Genomic DNA, 15697 nt, shown 5'->3' with positions numbered 1-15697 from the left:
TGTTTCTCTTGTTTCGAGCAGAAATTGGCCAAATTCGATAATCTTGGTCTTTTCAGCTGTATCTCCAGGTTAAACTTCTTGAGCCGTTCTCGAGCTGCAATAGGAAGTTTCTAGCTTCGCCTTCGGATTGGAAACAACATACAAAATCATCCGTATAACGAACCATATGGGTCTGGCCTTTGTATTGCTTCTTCAGTCGTTTCTCGAACCATAAGTCCAATACGTAATGTAGGTAGACATTAGCGAGTACGGGGGAGATGGTTCCTCCCTGTGGCGTGCCCTGCTCTGTTTGACGGATACTTTCTTCTTCCATAATTCCAGCTTTGAGCATACGCTGAATCAGACGCAAGAGTTTACGATCCTTGATTCGAACCTCCAAGCATTTCATCATCCAGCTATGATCGACATGATCAAAAAATCCTGATATATCCGCATCTACAACCCAGTTCGTTTTCTTCGTCATGATGATTGTATTTAGTGTTCGCAGTGCATCATGACATCCAAGTCCAGGGCGAAATCCAAAAGAAAATTCTAGGAAATCCGTTTCGAATATGGAAGATAAGATTTTGCCTACCGCCAATTGAACAATCTTGTCTTCGTAGGCTGGTATGCCCCCAATGGCCTCATCTTGTTGATTCCAGGTTTGGGAATAGTATGTGTAACTACATCGGCCTTTCTCGACTATTTTTTCGAGGCTCAATCACTTCAGCTTACGCTTTCGGCCCATTATTTTGCCGTTCTACGCTTAAAGCTATTCGTTGCCGAATAACCTCCAAGAACTAGCTACAGGACTGCTGGTTAGGCTTTATCCTGATGGGACTCCCACCCACTAGAATTAACGACCTTGCCCGGCCGCACTACACATAATTTAGGACTTGATCTGCGCCAACGGTAACGCTGGCGTTTTTTTGCGTACCACTTCGTCTTTCCACAATACATAGTCTTGTGTGATGGTTTTTATCGTCAAATCCAAGGAGAAATGAAAGTGATTTTATAGATTTTTAAGTGAAGGAGGATTTAATTAGTAAGATTCGTTCATAAACAGGTATATAATCAGCCTTTTCTCGAATTCATCTTCATATGTCGTCCCGTCTTCTGCAGCGACACCGGTTAATAGCCAACTTAAGTTCACATTATATTGTGTGCGAATAGATATTAATGTTTCTGCAGATGGATTACTATTTCCCAGCTCATTTTCACTCAGGTTCCCTTGAGAAATTCCTATGCTTTTTGCAAACTGAATTTGGTTTAAATTGTTTTCTTTACGGATACATTTTATTTTATGCCAATGTCATTCAACATTTTCACCACATGAAGGATGTAAAATGTTTTTTAGCATTTTAAAAGGGAGCCACGAATCAATCCCTCGGGCTCCCTTCCAGATACTGAAAATCATTCATCTTGTATTTCGGTTCACGACATTTTTTACTGGTTCACGACTTTTTTATCACGGGACTGCAGTTTCTCTATCCCCTACTCCACCGTCACGCTCTTCGCCAGGTTGCGCGGCTTGTCGACATCATTGCCGCGAACCAGGGCAGCGTAGTAAGCAAGGAGCTGTAGAGGCACAACAGACAGCGCTGGAGTAAGCAGCGGCAGCGTCTTCGGAATAGCCAGTGCTTGATCGACGGACTTTAGCAATCCCGCCACATGCTCCTCATGCGTGATGGCCATGACATCCGCGCCGCGCGCTTTCACTTCCTTGATGTTGCTGACGGTCTTCTCAAGCACGGCCTCCTGCGTTGCCAGGGCAATCACTGGAATGCCTTCTTCAATCAACGCCAGCGTGCCATGCTTCAGTTCGCCTGCAGCATAGGCTTCCGAGTGAATGTAGGAGATTTCCTTCAGCTTCAGCGATCCTTCCTGGGCTACGGCGTAATCTAGGCCACGGCCAATGAAGAACAGATGCTCATGCTGGGCAATATGCTCGGCATAGCTTTTCACGGCATCCGCCTGCTCCAGCATGCTCTCCACCTGCTCTGGCAGCGCCTGCAGGGCAGCAATGATGCGACTGACTTCCTCCACGTTCTGTGTGCCCCGTACCTGTGCCAGGTACAGACCTAGCAGGTAGAACGCGATCAATTGCGACGTGTAGGCCTTGGTTGAAGCTACCGCGATTTCCGGTCCAGCCAGCGTCGCAATGACATCGTCCGCATCGCGAGCGATCGAGCTGCCCACTACGTTCGTGATAGCCAACACATGAGCACCGTTGGCATGAGCTTCACGGAGCGCAGCCAGCGTATCCGCCGTTTCACCAGATTGGCTCACTACGATAACAAGCGTTTCAGGTGTAATTAGCGGCGAGCGGTAGCGGTATTCCGAAGCAACGTCATACGCCACCGGAATCCGCACGAGCTGCTCAATCGCCGTGCCGCCAACTAAACCAGCATGATACGCTGTTCCGCAGGCTACGATGTGAATGCTGTTCAGGCTGTGAATTTTCTCTTCTGTCAGCTTTAAGTCGGGAAATACGATCTTATGCCCGTTTTCGTCGATCCTCCCTCTCATCGTGTCGCGATAAGCCTTAGGCTGCTCGTGGATTTCCTTCAGCATGAAATGATCGAAACCGCCCTTTTCCGCGGTTACCGCATCCCAGTCGACAGAAATCATTTCCCGAGAAATAAAATTCCCCTCGATGGTCATCAATTCGACAGCGTCCTCTGTCAGAACAGCCATTTCACCATCATTCAAAATGTAGATTTTACGCGTATAATTCAAAATGGCAGGAATGTCTGAGCCGATGAAGTTCTCTCCTTCACCGAGCCCGATAATGAGTGGACTCGCTTGACGTACGGCGACAAGCTTGTTCGGTTCATATTCAGTCAGCACGCCAAGCGCAAAAGCGCCCCGCATATAACTGATTGCCTTCTGAACCGCCTTGACGATGTCTCCATCGTATTCGCGAGCGACCAAATGGGAGATGACCTCCGTATCCGTCTCGGACACGAACACGTACCCTTGGCTGATCAACTCTTCCTTCAGCTCCAAATAGTTCTCCACGATCCCGTTGTGCACAACGGAGAACTTCTGGCTGTGATCGGTATGCGGATGCGAGTTCACATCCGACGGCTTGCCATGGGTAGCCCAGCGGGTATGTCCGATTCCGGCTGTACCCAAAAGCGGCGTATCCTCCAGTTTCGATTCCAAATTGGCCAAACGGCCAATCGACTTGGCAATTTGCAAGCCCTCTGGCGTAAATACGGCAATACCTGCCGAATCGTACCCGCGGTACTCCAGCTTTTTAAGCCCTTCAATCAATACGGTTTGCGTGTCTCTCTTCCCAATATATCCAACAATCCCACACATATTTATATATCCTCCGTTTCATCATCTCAGAATTGATGTGCTCGAAATGAAAAGAAACGGAAGATTGGCACCGCAGTATACAGAGAAACATATTTAATTGTCATAAATCAAATATATGAAAACAAAAAGAAAAGTCTGAAAATCCAGGCATTTTCATGAATGTCCACTTCTCCGCACACTGCGGTTCTCCCGCTCTTTCTCTCGCACATTCATGAACATTATCGTTACTCTCCAGCATCCTTACGAGAAGCTTGTGAGAACAGTTGCCCGCTCCTTTTCGCTTACTCGATTACGGTATGGATGAATTACCGGGAGGCCCCCGCCGAACAATTCGAACACCTCCACCTCGTCAGCTTCGATTGCCGAGCATGATCTTATGTAGGGCCCATTGCTAAGTTGCTACCAACTGATGCAATCACTAGCCCACGATACTCAAGCCGCTTACCAGCTATAAATGGTGCATGGCTAATCACCGGCACATAAATCATGTCTTCGCGCGAATGAAGCTCTGGCGCTTATACTGCTAGGTAACCTCACGATCCTCGCTTTCTTTTTTGGAATATGCTTAATTATATGCAACTGCGAACCATTTGGCAATAATCATCATGTCCTGATCCTGTTGCCCCCTTCCGCTATGCTTCTAGCTGCTCCTGGCACCTTCCGTGCCCTTTTAGCCCTTTCCCATGCCGTTCGCCACATAACCTTACCCAAAATAAAAACCGCTGAAACAGGTGCCTCCTGTCCCAGCGGTCATCTTATAAATTACGTAATTAGTCCCTAATTATGACTGATTAAATCGGCTTAAACCTTCTTACAATCGATCTTATTATACTAGTTCCGCCTCAACAACCGACACGATTTGCGACACAAGCTGCTCCAGTTCTCCTTTGTCCGGCCCTTCCGCCATTACGCGAATGAGGGATTCCGTTCCTGAAGGACGAACGAGCACCCGCCCATTGTCTGCAAGCTGGCTCTCGACCGCAGCGACAGCTTTAACAATCGCTTCATTACCCTCGTACTTGCTCTTGTCCTGTACCCGGACGTTCACCAGCACTTGAGGGTATTGCTTCATAACCTGTCTAAGCTCACTAAGCGATTTACCGGAAGTCATCAGAGTGTCGACCAGTTGAATCGCTGTCAGGATGCCATCTCCCGTCGTAATATAATCGAGGAAAATCACATGCCCGGATTGCTCCCCGCCCAGGTTATACCCGCCGCGCCGCATCTCTGCCATGACATATCGGTCGCCGACAGCGGTTTGCGCCGTATTCAGCCCAAGCTTCTTGGCTGCTTTATAGAAGCCGAAGTTGCTCATCACGGTCGTAACGACCGTGCTATCCTTCAATTTGCCGGCACGGTTCATGGCATCGCCGCAAATGCACAGAATATAATCGCCGTCCACCTCTTCACCGTTCCCATCGATGGCAATAAGTCGGTCAGCATCACCGTCAAAGGCAAGGCCGAGATCGGCGCCCAGACGTACAACTTCTTTTTTCAACAGCTCTGGATGGGTCGAGCCGCAGTGATCATTGATGTTCAGCCCGTTAGGCTCTGCGCCAATCGTGTGCACCTCTGCGCCCAGTTCCTTAAATAAGCGCGGGGCAAGCTCATAAGCAGCTCCATTCGCACAATCAAGCACAACCTTGATGCCTTTGAAGGAGGATGAGGATATTGTAGATTTCAAAAATTCCAAATACATCAGCTTAGACTCTGTATCTATCGTTACGCTGCCAAGATCTTCGCCGATCGGACGCGGGAGCTCATCAACTTCCTTGTCCATCAACTCCTCGATTTGCAGTTCCGTTTCGTCTGACAGCTTGAATCCATCACTACCGAAAAATTTAATGCCATTGTCCTCAACCGGATTATGTGAAGCGGAAATCATGACGCCCGCATCGGCCCCCAGCTTCTGGGTCAAAAAGGCGACTGCCGGGGTCGAGACGACTCCCAGGCGAACAACGTCTGCTCCAATGGACAACAGGCCGGCTACAAGCGCCGATTCCAGCATGACGCCGGAAATCCGGGTATCCATCCCGATCACTACTTTGGGTTTCGGAGCTTGGCCTGCCAGAACATACCCTCCGCAGCGACCAATTGTGTATGCCATTTCTGCAGTCAGTTCCTTATTTGCAACTCCACGTACTCCATCCGTTCCAAAATACTTTCCCATGATTTCACTCCTTATACGTTATGTGAGATTGATGCCGCTATCGCTTTTTTACGGCAGACTTACTGCTTCTGCTCCCCGCCTGCATTCGTTCCGTTGCTGTTTCCTCCCGAATTCTCGGAGGGCGGTGCCACAGCGTCGGGATCATTGGCAGGGTTTGAATCCGGCTGTGCTTCCGGTTCCCCCTGGGCCGGCTCCGCCTTCTCTACCAGCTCTACGCTGATCTGTCTGGAGCCATCACTCTCAGCCAGCTTAACATGAAGCGGCAGCGAGATGACGACGGGAACCATATGCATCCCAGGCCCGAGACCAGATAAATCGGCAGTAACCTCGATATCTTCCGGCTTCAGCTTATCGATCACTTCTTTGGCACCTAGAACCGTAAGTGACATCTTCTTGTCTGCCGGTTCCAGAATGGTCGCTGTCAGCAGCTGATTATCCTGTTTAAGAGTAATCGGGATGTTCTCTACCTGCCTTTGGCCCGGCGGTTCCACCTTGACGGTAACCGTTACGGAGCTAGGCTCGATTTTCTCAGAACCTTCGGGCGGAGTCAAGTCCACCGTATACCTAGTTTGATTAGTTCCTTTGAATTGACTTAAATCAACCGAAACCCAGTACGAAGTGATGCCTTCTAATACTTCTTTAGACCCATATATGGCAACGCCCTTCACATCGCTCTCCACGCTGGATACAACCAGTCCATCCGGCAGCTGTCCGATCTCCCGAATCTCCAGAGGGACACTTTTGTATAGCTTCATGATCGGGACGTCGACATCCACAGAGGATGGTACAATCGAAGCATTTTTCATTTCCTGCCCATGTTTATCATATGCGACCAGCTTTACGCTTTTTCCCTTTATAGGCTCAGTTATGCCGCTAATATCTACAATGCCCTGCACCCGTTCCAGTTCCGCTAATTCACTTTCAGGCAGAGTCACCTGAACTACTCCCGAACCTGCCACAAGCGGAGTACCTAACTGCATGCCCTGGGCAGGCTGCCCCTTCGTAATGATATTCACGGCAATGTCTTTTGTTTGCTTCGCTTCAACAGTCACTTTAACAATCGACGGACTCATAGAGACTAGCTGAACTCCTGGCGGCAGCTCATGGGTGAGCGGCTGGGAAGACGTGCCCGGCTCTACATTGCTCAAATCAAGCTTGACCTTATATTCGGAAAAATTGGTTGTAATATCCGTACGTTTCCCCCGTACCTCCAGCCTGACCTTATCGGTTTCGAGGCCGGATAACACATACTTGTCGCTATCAAAGCCGACAACTTGAATTTTAACGTTGGGAATCACTTTCGTATTGACTACAGGTGTCGGAGCCACAGGCGTTCCACTGTCCAAATGCACCATTGCCCATAGAATAATACTGACAATAAGAGCGATCACCTTAGCAACATTGTTATGGCTCAGCCATTTATCCATTTCTCCCGCCCTCCTTCTTCTTCCAGAAAGGCGTGCGCTTCTCGACCGGGCTCGAATTAGGACCCAATTCTTCATACAGCTTCGATATTAGCGATTCCTCATTGATATCGCGAACGACCTGGCCGTCCACCGCCAGAGATATTTGTCCTGTCTCCTCCGAAACAATGATGGAAATCGCATCTGCGACCTCGCTGATTCCGATTGCTGCCCGGTGGCGCGTCCCCAGTTCCTTACTGATAAACGGGTTCTCCGATAACGGCAAATAACAAGCGGCTGCCGCAATCCGTTGGCCCTGTATAATCACGGCTCCGTCATGAAGCGGAGTGTTTGGAATAAATATATTAATAAGCAGTTGGGATGAAATGACGGATTGAATCGGAATGCCCGACTCCGTATACTCATTCAAACCGGTATCCCGTTCAAACACGATGAGCGCACCGATTTTTCTACGTGATAAATAATTAATGGCCTTAATAACTTCACTTACTTCTTTACCAAACTCCTCCTCATCGGCCATGTTCCTTCCGAATAATTTGCCGCGGCCCAGCTGCTCTAACGCCCGTCTGAGCTCAGGCTGGAAAATGATGAAGATGGCAAGCACACCAAACGTAAACATCTGGTTCATAAGCCATTTCAATGTATATAAGTCAAACCAGGTACTAACTGCCCAAATGACGACAAGAAATAGAATCCCCTTAAGCAGTTGAACAGCCCGAGTACCCCGAACCAGCAGTATAAGGTGATAAATAATATAAGTAACGATAAGTATGTCGATAATATCTTTAATGGTATCCTGCCATGTTAAATTTGCAAAATAGTTCATGGTGCAACCCCCGGTTATCTCTCCGTCAGCTTCATTGGCCAACAAAGAAATATTATGTAACTCGCATCAAATCTGTGAAACAGCTTGTCTCTATATATTCCCCTTAAACTCTAGGTTATAACGTTCACAATCCAGATGCAAGTACCCGTGAGAAATAGCATCTTTCGTCTACACATGTAAAAATTCCCTTTCAACGCAAAAAAATAAAAGCGCCTTGATCCCGATATGGGAGGCGCCAATGCTTTGCCTAAATATTTGTTACCTGTAGGCGACTTCCGTAAAAGTATTCGTGATCCTGTACCAGATCCAATCCAGCGCTTGATCGATACTCTTGACCTCTCCCAAAATTTTCGCGGTTGAAGCCTGATAATACGATCCATCAATGACTGTAAGATTTCCCTCTACCTCACCGTAAATTTCCGCCGTGCCATTCTCTACAGTCAGGTTGCCGGTTACTTTGGAGCCGCTTGGTACCGTTACAGTTCTTCCATTGATCACGACTTGATCCAGATCCTTCCCCTTCACTACAAGCTGGTCATCGCTATTCCATAGGGAAATCGTACTGAACAGCATTACTAACAGGAACATCGCGGCCGCCGTTAATGCAGGGTGTCTCTTGACCCAATAAAGCCAAGCCCGCTGTTTGTGTTGACTGGGAATCGTCTTCATAATCCGATCTACCAGCTCGTCGGAAGCAGAGAATGAAGAGTGCCTAATTGTCGCAAACAACATCATTTCCGTCTGCTCAAGTTCCTTAAAACGAATCTGGCAGGATGGACATTCCTGAAGATGACTTTTGAGTGACAAGGCCTCTTCCCCAAACAACTCGTCATCTAAATACTCATGCATTAATGAGGTGGCTTGTTTGCAATCCATATCAGCCAGTCCTTTCAGTAAAATCTATGCAAAACCAAAAAACCACGGTGTAACTAGTCGTCCTACCATACAATACGTTGTGTGCAGCATTATGTTTCAAAAAACTAAATATTTCCTTATAACGCTAACTGCTATAGAACTTTATACTGCAATTTCTTGCGTAAAAACTCACGTCCGCGGTGGAGCCGCGTTTTGACCGTAGTTACTGGCATATCAAGTACATCGCTAATTTCACTCAGCGACAGCTCCTGCAAATATCTTAAAATGATGACTGATTTGTATTTCGCCGGCAAGCCTTCAATCGCGTAATGAATCGTCTGCTGCGTCTCAGATAGCAGGTATTCACTTTCGGGCGTCCGTTCATCCCCCGGAATCAGTGTATACCCGTCCAAGCCCTCCTGATCGTTCATTTCTGCGTCAAGGTAATAGTTAGGCTTGCGCTTACGAAGCCTGTCTATGCATAAATTTGTGGCAATCCGGTACAGCCACGTGGAAAACTTTTGCTTCTCATCGTAGCGCTCCCAATTTTTGTAGACGCGCAAAAAAGTCTCCTGCACAATGTCCTCCGCCTCATGGCGGTTCGACAGCATACGGTAGGCCAGATGAAATATTTTATCCTTATATAAATCCACAAGGTCGGCAAAAGATTCCTGATCCCCTTGGCGGGCTAGCTTCACTAATCTCACATCAAAATGATCTACCATTGAATTTCCCCCAGATCCATGGACGGGCTTCAATTTTTCACCCTGCCTGTCCGGCCATCGGCATCCCGTGATCACACACGGCACCCTCGCCGTCGGCACTTCATTCCAAATGTTAATTCATGTTTCTCTAAAAAGCAAGATATGCTGTCAAGTCGAGCCTTCAAAACGCAATTACTTTGAAAATTCTGCAAATTTGAAAACAAGCCGGCTCCCCATATTGAGGTTTCCGGCTTGTTTGTTCGTATTTTATAGGATTGTCATCAGCCCGTATTTCTAAGGCCAGCGGCAATTCCGTTAATGGTAAGCAGCACTTCACGCAGCAGAATCGGATCGTCCTGATCCTTCTCGCGAATCGCACGAAGCTCGCTCAGAAGCTGTACCTGCAAATAACTTAACGGATCGATATAAGGATTACGCTGACGAATGGATTCCTGGAGTCCCGGATTATGATCCAGAATATCCGTTTGTCCCGTAATCTTCAGAATCATATCCTTCGTTAAATAGAATTCCTCTTCAATCTGCTTGAAAATACGATCTCTAACTTCATCATCGCTGCACATAGCAGCATATTCTTTGGCGATGACCAAATCCGCTTTGACCACCGCGAATTGAAGCGTATCGATAACCGAACGGAAAAAGGAGAAATTCTCATACATTTCTTGAAGTACTTTCAGATTATCTTCCTTGTCCTGATAGAACTGGTACAATCCTGTTCCAGCCGCATACCAGGCCGGGAACAGATACCGGCTCTGCGTCCAGGCGAACACCCATGGAATAGCACGTAGATCCTCAAAACGATCGCTATTTTTGCGCTTCGATGGTCTGGATCCGATATTCAGTTCGCCGACTTCCAGAAGAGGTGTAGATTCCTTGAAGTATTTCAGGAAATCCGGCTCACGGAATACCAAGTCCTGATACTTTTTCAATGAAGTCTCAGAAATACCCGCACTAATCTCTTCCCACTTTTGTTCATTCTCGTCGTTATCACGATGAAGCTTGGCATTAATCGCCGCGGTAATCAACGCCGAGGTAGCCTGCTCCAAGCTGCGATAAGCGATGCCTTTCAAGGAATAACGGGAAGAGATAACCTCACCCTGCTCCGTAATCTTGATGCCTCCGCCGATCGTCTCCGCAGGTTGAACCAAAATACTGCGGTTCAGCGGCATTCCACCGCGTCCGAGCGCTCCGCCGCGTCCATGGAAGAACTTCAGCTTCACGCCGTGCTCATCAGCTGCAGCGGTAATTTGCTTCAGAGCCACCCGAAGCTCCCAGTTTGCCGTCACTACTCCGCCGTCTTTATTGCTATCGGAATAACCAAGCATAATTTCCTGCAGGTCGTTCATCGCTGCAACCGACTGACGATAGATCGGCATGCTGAACAGGGTTCCCATAATTCCAGGCGCAGCATGAAGGTCATCAATCGTCTCGAACAACGGCACCGATTGAAGCGTACAGATGACCGTGCCATCCGCTTCTTTACGGAACAAGCCGACTTCTTTAGAGAAGACCATAACCTCTAGAATATCGCTCGCAGCTTCCGTCATACTAATCAAGTAGCTCGTAATGCACTGGTTCCCGAATTCCTGCTGGGCACGAAATACCGTACGGTATACATTCAGACACTCTGTGGTGCTCTCGCTATATTCCTGATAAGGGGAAGTTAGAGGACGAGGATCGTTGAGCAGTCGTTCAAGCAGCTTAATCTTCTCTTCTTCCTGCAATTCGGCATAGTTGCTGACAATGTTCATGTTTGCCAGAATTTCCGTCATCGCATTTTCGTGCTCCTGACTATGCTGACGAATATCCAGCGTTGCTGTATGGAATCCAAACAGCTCTACTTGACGGATCATCTTCTGAATATGAGTATCCGCGACGTAATCCGCATAATGATGACGCAAGCTGCGGTCGATGATTTTTAAATCCTTAATCAGTTCCTTAACGTCCGCATAGCGTTCCGGTGAACCTTTCTTGGAATCATCCAGCAAGTTGTGCAGCTTCTCCGTCATATAAGTAAGCTTAACCCGGTAGGGCTCCTTCTCGTTGAGCCATTGCGGCGTTTTATGCATGGTGACCTGCAGACGGTCTCTTTGGATGGAAGCTTCCAGTTCATCCGTTACATCCACGATCGTTGTGCTAAAGCTAAGGTGCTTAAACAGTTCCGCCAGGTAACGCTGGTATTCCCGTACAACAAGCTTGCGCTGCATTTTCAGCGTCTGCCATGTTACATCTGCCGTTACGGACGGGTTGCCGTCCCGGTCTCCACCGATCCAAGAGCCAAAACGCAGATAAGTCGGTACATGCCACAAATGCTCCGGATAATATTTGCTCAAGCATCGCTCTAATTCCAGATATACTTCCGGCAGCACCTGGAATAACGTTTCATGGAAATAATACATGCCGTTACGCACTTCATCGATAACTGTCGGTTTGCGATCGCGCAGCTCATCGGTTTGCCACAGCGTGATTACTTCGTTCAACAGCTTCTCACGGAGCTGCTCCCGCTCACGGAATGTTAGTGTTGGATTATCCAACTGCATGACATCGTCAGCAATCCGCTTATGAATATCAAGGATAGCGCGGCGCATCGCTTCCGTCGGGTGCGCCGTCATTACTAGTTCCAAAGACATTCCTTCCAGAATTTCCTGAGCTTCCGCATAATTGAATCCATGTTCCTTCAGATTCTTTACAGAGGCTTCGATCGAACCTGATTGAACCGACTCGCCCGCTGACCGTTCCAAGTCTCTTCTCCGGCGAATTCGATGATTCTGCTCCGCAATATTGACCAATTGAAAATAAATAGCGAATGCACGGATTACTTGGTGACGAATGTCGGGTTCAAGAGAATTAATCATATCTTTAAACTCATCATGCAATTCCGGTAAAAATACAGCCCGCAGCGATTTACTGGCTTCACGAATCTTCTCGACAATATCCAAGAGTTCATTACCGCCCTGATGGACCAGGACCTCTCCTAGAATATTGCCCAAAAAACGGATGTCGCGCCGAAGCAGGTTATTTGAATTACTTTTCCCTGCGGTCACTGTTAATTCAGTCATGTTTCTCCCCCATTTCATCCCTATTCCGTCTTTCTAAAGCCTTCCTACTATCATACAATAAACTGTTCTGAAAATCTTCACTTTATTGTAAAGTAGTTTCAGAAAAATTCAGGCAGCGGCTGTACCGCTCCGACTTTTTATACAACAAAACGCATAATACGCCGATTTGTATTGGATTAACGCCTTCAATAATTTATATTTATACATCATAACCGTAATTACTTAGATTACAAATTCATAGAATCCAATACTTACCTTATCACGGTAAAGCAATAAAATGCAATAGCAGATTTCGGTGAATTTGACACATTTCAGCAGGATTCAGTCCATTGATCCTATAAACCTTTTCACCCTTATTATTTACTTTGCTTCATTTACGGATTATACTACAGAGTGAGTACTCACTCATTATTCAAGCGAAGGAGAACGAACCATGGCCCCAAATAGCCCTGTGATCCGAATAAGTGATGCCTCAAAACAGTTTAACAAGAAAACCGTGCTAGAGCATATTTCTCTTGAAGTATTCCCTGCGGAAACCTTTGGCTTGCTAGGCCCTTCCGGCTCGGGAAAGACAACGCTCGTGAAATTGCTTACGGGCATCGATAAAGCTACGTCTGGAAGTATCGAGGTATTCAATACACTTATGCCTAATCTGCCTATCCTATCGAAAATCGGGTATATGGCCCAATCAGATGCTCTATATACCGAGCTTAGCGCCCTGGAGAACCTGGATTTCTATGCGGCTCTTTATGGATTAAAAGGATACCGGCGAAAACAGCGCATTTCTACAGTAATGGAGATTGTTTCTTTACAGGATCATCTGCATAAAAAAGTGAATCAATATTCCGGAGGAATGAAGCGAAGACTTTCGCTCGCCATAGCCCTCCTGCATGAGCCTCCTCTTCTCGTCCTGGATGAGCCCACCGTAGGGATCGACCCTTTGCTGCGGCAAGCCATCTGGACAGAGCTCAAGGCTTTAAATGTTAAGGGTACAACGATTATTATGACAACGCATGTTATGGATGAAGCGGAAAAATGCGACCGTCTCGGTATGATTCGTGATGGCCGTTTGATCGCGGTAGATACTCCTTCCGCGCTCATAGAGCAATCGGGGAAAGCTTCTATAGAAGAGGCCTTTATTCATTATGGAGGTGTTCAGTCATGAGAGTTTGGGCCATTATACTGCGAATTTTACGACAGTTTCGGCGTGACAAAAGAACACTTGCCCTCCTTTTCTTGGCTCCTATCATTGTGCTTTCTTTAATGAACCTAGTCTTTAACGGTACAGATTATGAACCGAATATTGGTGTGATGAGCGCTCCAAATGCACTAGTCGATCAGATGAAGGAGCACCAGGCCAACGTTATTCATTATGAGAACAGGGAAATAGCGGAGCAGGCTCTCGAAGCCCGGAGCATCGATGCCATTATTTCATTGGAAAACGCTGTCCTTCAGGTGAAGCTGGAAGGCAGCAAACCCTCCATAAATAAGGCGGTCATTATGCTGCTGCAAAAATCAGGAGAAGGGCTCCAATCCAAGTCGGATACGAGCAAAATGAATATTACGTATTTGCACGGTTCAGAGGGCATGACGGCCATTGATCAATTTGGGCCGGTATTGATCGGATTCTTCATCTTCTTTTTCGTTTTCCTGATCTCGGGTGTTTCCTTTCTTCGCGAACGTACTACGGGTACGCTGGAGCGCTTGTTATCGACCCCTCTGCGCCGTTCTGAACTCGTCCTAGGGTATATTGGAGGCTTCGGCATATTTACGATTATACAGGCGTTATTGATCTCCTGGTTCTGCATCAAGGTGCTCGGCATATTAATGACCGGTTCCTTTGCCTACGTGCTTCTGTTGACGCTGCTTCTGTCAATGACTGCATTAACTCTAGGCACGCTGCTATCAGCTTACGCCAACAATGAACTGCAAATGATTCAGTTTATTCCTTTAATTATCGTTCCACAGCTCTTTTTATCCGGCTTGTTTCCCTTGGATACCCTTCCGGTGTGGCTGCAGAAGCTTGGGGTCGTTATGCCGCTGACTTATGGAACGCATGCTTTAAGCGATGTGATGATTCGCGGCAAAGGCTGGGATGATATCGCTGGTAATGTGTTTGTACTGATCGGCTTTTCTTTATTATTTATTCTCCTGAATATCGCTGCACTGCGTAAGCATCGCAAAATATAACATTATACCGAGGGTTATGATAATATTTAAGTTACACGGCAATATCATACGTAATTTTAGTGCTTTTCTCAGGAGGATGTATTTTGATGCCCCAACAAGATTCGGTAGAACAGTGGATTCAGGAAATCGTCAAAATAGATGAAGACAAACTGACGGACAAACAAATTAAAATTATTCAGGCAGCTGTGGAGATTTTTGCCGAGAAGGGATATGCGGCTTCTTCGACCAGCGAAATCGCCCAGAAGGCAGGAGTAGCGGAAGGCACGATCTTCCGTCACTATAAAACAAAAAAGGATCTGCTCTTGTCCATCGTATCCCCAATGATGACCAGGCTCATCGCTCCCTTTATATGGAAGGATTTTAAAGAGGTGCTGGAGTCGGAGTACCCAACGATCGAAGAATTTCTGTATGCACTTGCAGTCAATCGTTTGAATTTCGCCCGCAAGCACCTTAAAATTATTAAAATTTTACTACAAGAAATCCCTTTTCAGCCTGTACTCCAAGAGGAATTCAAAAAACACATCGGCACCAAAGTATTTCACCGGTTTGCTGAGATTGTCGAGCATTTCAAAGGCAAGGGACAGATCATTCAAATGCCCACCCCTTCCCTGCTGCGCTTTAGCGCATCCGCCATGGCCGGAATGTTCATCACTCGATTTCTCATCTTTCCCGACCAGCCTTGGGACGAGGAGAAGGAAATCCGGGACACAATACAGCTTATTCTGAATGGGATATCACCCAAGTAATCAAGCTCATTTAAAATCAATATGTATATAAAAAAGGAACCCCGCTTCTTTATCGGTAGCGGGGTTCCTTGCCATATATGCGGTATCGCATCCTCATTAAGCCGAGAACATATCTTTCTAAGGTTTCTTATCCCCCTATATGTTGACATGCGATTTAATTAACTTTTAAAGATTTCTCCTTAAGCAACAAAAAAACTGCCTTACGGCAGTATTTTTTATGTATGGAGCGGGTGATGGGAATCGAACCCACGCTACCAGCTTGGAAGGCTGGAGTTCTACCATTGAACTACACCCGCATCATTATGGTCGGGACGACACGATTTGAACATGCGACCCCCTGGTCCCAAACCAGGTGCTCTACCAAGCTGAGCTACGTCCCGATAATGATGTAATAAGAAG

The 15697-nt window shown here is 47.0% G+C and carries 12 protein-coding genes and 2 tRNA genes; 3 read left to right on the top strand and 11 right to left on the bottom strand.

From position 1 onward, the window contains the following. Nucleotides 1-52: 52 nt before the first annotated feature. From ACE3MQ_RS23605 to ppc, 9 genes are all read right to left on the bottom strand, one after another. Nucleotides 53-580 carry a reverse transcriptase domain-containing protein gene (locus ACE3MQ_RS23605; protein ID WP_379397550.1) on the bottom strand — a complete coding sequence of 176 codons (528 nt, stop codon included), beginning with the start codon at nt 578-580 and terminating at the stop codon, nt 53-55. Between the two features lie 441 nt (nt 581-1021). Next, the gene (locus ACE3MQ_RS23600; protein WP_379397548.1) at nt 1022-1270 is read right to left on the bottom strand and encodes a helix-turn-helix domain-containing protein; all 249 of its coding nucleotides are present in this window, start codon (nt 1268-1270) and stop codon (nt 1022-1024) included. Between the two features lie 203 nt (nt 1271-1473). Next, on the bottom strand, nt 1474-3306 hold the full coding sequence (glmS, locus tag ACE3MQ_RS23595) for a glutamine--fructose-6-phosphate transaminase (isomerizing) (protein ID WP_379397377.1): 1833 nt from the start codon (nt 3304-3306) through the stop codon (nt 1474-1476). Nucleotides 3307-4132: 826 nt separating this feature from the next. Beyond that, the gene (glmM, locus tag ACE3MQ_RS23590; RefSeq protein ID WP_379397375.1) at nt 4133-5476 is read right to left on the bottom strand and encodes a phosphoglucosamine mutase; all 1344 of its coding nucleotides are present in this window, start codon (nt 5474-5476) and stop codon (nt 4133-4135) included. Nucleotides 5477-5535: 59 nt separating this feature from the next. Next, nucleotides 5536-6903: a CdaR family protein gene (locus ACE3MQ_RS23585; RefSeq protein ID WP_379397373.1), complete on the bottom strand. Its 1368-nt coding sequence runs from the start codon at nt 6901-6903 to the stop codon at nt 5536-5538. Then, nucleotides 6896-7726 carry a diadenylate cyclase CdaA gene (gene cdaA / locus ACE3MQ_RS23580; RefSeq protein ID WP_379397371.1) on the bottom strand — a complete coding sequence of 277 codons (831 nt, stop codon included), beginning with the start codon at nt 7724-7726 and terminating at the stop codon, nt 6896-6898. Before cdaA ends, ACE3MQ_RS23585 begins: the two co-directional genes overlap by 8 nt. Before the next feature lie 258 nt (nt 7727-7984). Continuing rightward, entirely contained in the window at nt 7985-8602 is a 618-nt protein-coding gene (locus ACE3MQ_RS23575; protein WP_379397369.1) for a zf-HC2 domain-containing protein, read from the bottom strand. A gap of 131 nt (nt 8603-8733) precedes the next feature. Then, on the bottom strand, nt 8734-9306 hold the full coding sequence (gene sigW / locus ACE3MQ_RS23570; RefSeq protein WP_379397367.1) for an RNA polymerase sigma factor SigW: 573 nt from the start codon (nt 9304-9306) through the stop codon (nt 8734-8736). Nucleotides 9307-9566: 260 nt separating this feature from the next. Then, nucleotides 9567-12362 carry a phosphoenolpyruvate carboxylase gene (ppc, locus tag ACE3MQ_RS23565; protein ID WP_379397365.1) on the bottom strand — a complete coding sequence of 932 codons (2796 nt, stop codon included), beginning with the start codon at nt 12360-12362 and terminating at the stop codon, nt 9567-9569. Between the two features lie 433 nt (nt 12363-12795). Here ppc and ACE3MQ_RS23560 point away from each other — a divergent pair, with 433 nt between their 5' ends. The 3 genes from ACE3MQ_RS23560 (at nt 12796) to ACE3MQ_RS23550 (ending at nt 15298) form a co-directional block, all read left to right on the top strand. Next, nucleotides 12796-13527 (top strand): ABC transporter ATP-binding protein, encoded by a 732-nt coding sequence (locus ACE3MQ_RS23560; protein WP_379397363.1) that lies wholly within the window; start codon nt 12796-12798, stop codon nt 13525-13527. Continuing rightward, nucleotides 13524-14552 carry an ABC transporter permease gene (locus ACE3MQ_RS23555; protein WP_379397361.1) on the top strand — a complete coding sequence of 343 codons (1029 nt, stop codon included), beginning with the start codon at nt 13524-13526 and terminating at the stop codon, nt 14550-14552. The genes ACE3MQ_RS23560 and ACE3MQ_RS23555 overlap by 4 nt, the downstream gene beginning before the upstream one ends. 86 nt (nt 14553-14638) lie before the next feature. Then, nucleotides 14639-15298 carry a TetR/AcrR family transcriptional regulator gene (locus tag ACE3MQ_RS23550; RefSeq protein ID WP_379397359.1) on the top strand — a complete coding sequence of 220 codons (660 nt, stop codon included), beginning with the start codon at nt 14639-14641 and terminating at the stop codon, nt 15296-15298. Nucleotides 15299-15520: 222 nt separating this feature from the next. Here ACE3MQ_RS23550 and ACE3MQ_RS23545 read toward each other — a convergent pair. Then, a tRNA-Gly gene (locus ACE3MQ_RS23545) sits at nt 15521-15594 on the bottom strand. A gap of 7 nt (nt 15595-15601) precedes the next feature. Further along, a tRNA-Pro gene (locus ACE3MQ_RS23540) sits at nt 15602-15678 on the bottom strand. Nucleotides 15679-15697 lie beyond the last annotated feature (19 nt).

The organism is Paenibacillus lentus (genome assembly GCF_042714055.1).
In the GTDB taxonomy this organism is placed as follows: Bacteria; Bacillota; Bacilli; order Paenibacillales; family Paenibacillaceae; genus Fontibacillus; species Fontibacillus lentus_A.
This window is presented reverse-complemented; position numbering and strand designations above follow the sequence as displayed.

Coding starts and splice junctions, on each gene's coding strand:
- glmS (WP_379397377.1), bottom strand. CDS start 3,306: ATGTGTGGGATTGTTGGATATATTGGGAAGAGAGACACGCAAACCGTA.
- glmM (WP_379397375.1), bottom strand. CDS start 5,476: ATGGGAAAGTATTTTGGAACGGATGGAGTACGTGGAGTTGCAAATAAG.
- ACE3MQ_RS23585 (WP_379397373.1), bottom strand. CDS start 6,903: ATGGATAAATGGCTGAGCCATAACAATGTTGCTAAGGTGATCGCTCTT.
- cdaA (WP_379397371.1), bottom strand. CDS start 7,726: ATGAACTATTTTGCAAATTTAACATGGCAGGATACCATTAAAGATATT.
- ACE3MQ_RS23575 (WP_379397369.1), bottom strand. CDS start 8,602: ATGGATTGCAAACAAGCCACCTCATTAATGCATGAGTATTTAGATGAC.
- sigW (WP_379397367.1), bottom strand. CDS start 9,306: ATGGTAGATCATTTTGATGTGAGATTAGTGAAGCTAGCCCGCCAAGGG.
- ppc (WP_379397365.1), bottom strand. CDS start 12,362: ATGACTGAATTAACAGTGACCGCAGGGAAAAGTAATTCAAATAACCTG.
- ACE3MQ_RS23560 (WP_379397363.1), top strand. CDS start 12,796: ATGGCCCCAAATAGCCCTGTGATCCGAATAAGTGATGCCTCAAAACAG.
- ACE3MQ_RS23555 (WP_379397361.1), top strand. CDS start 13,524: ATGAGAGTTTGGGCCATTATACTGCGAATTTTACGACAGTTTCGGCGT.
- ACE3MQ_RS23550 (WP_379397359.1), top strand. CDS start 14,639: ATGCCCCAACAAGATTCGGTAGAACAGTGGATTCAGGAAATCGTCAAA.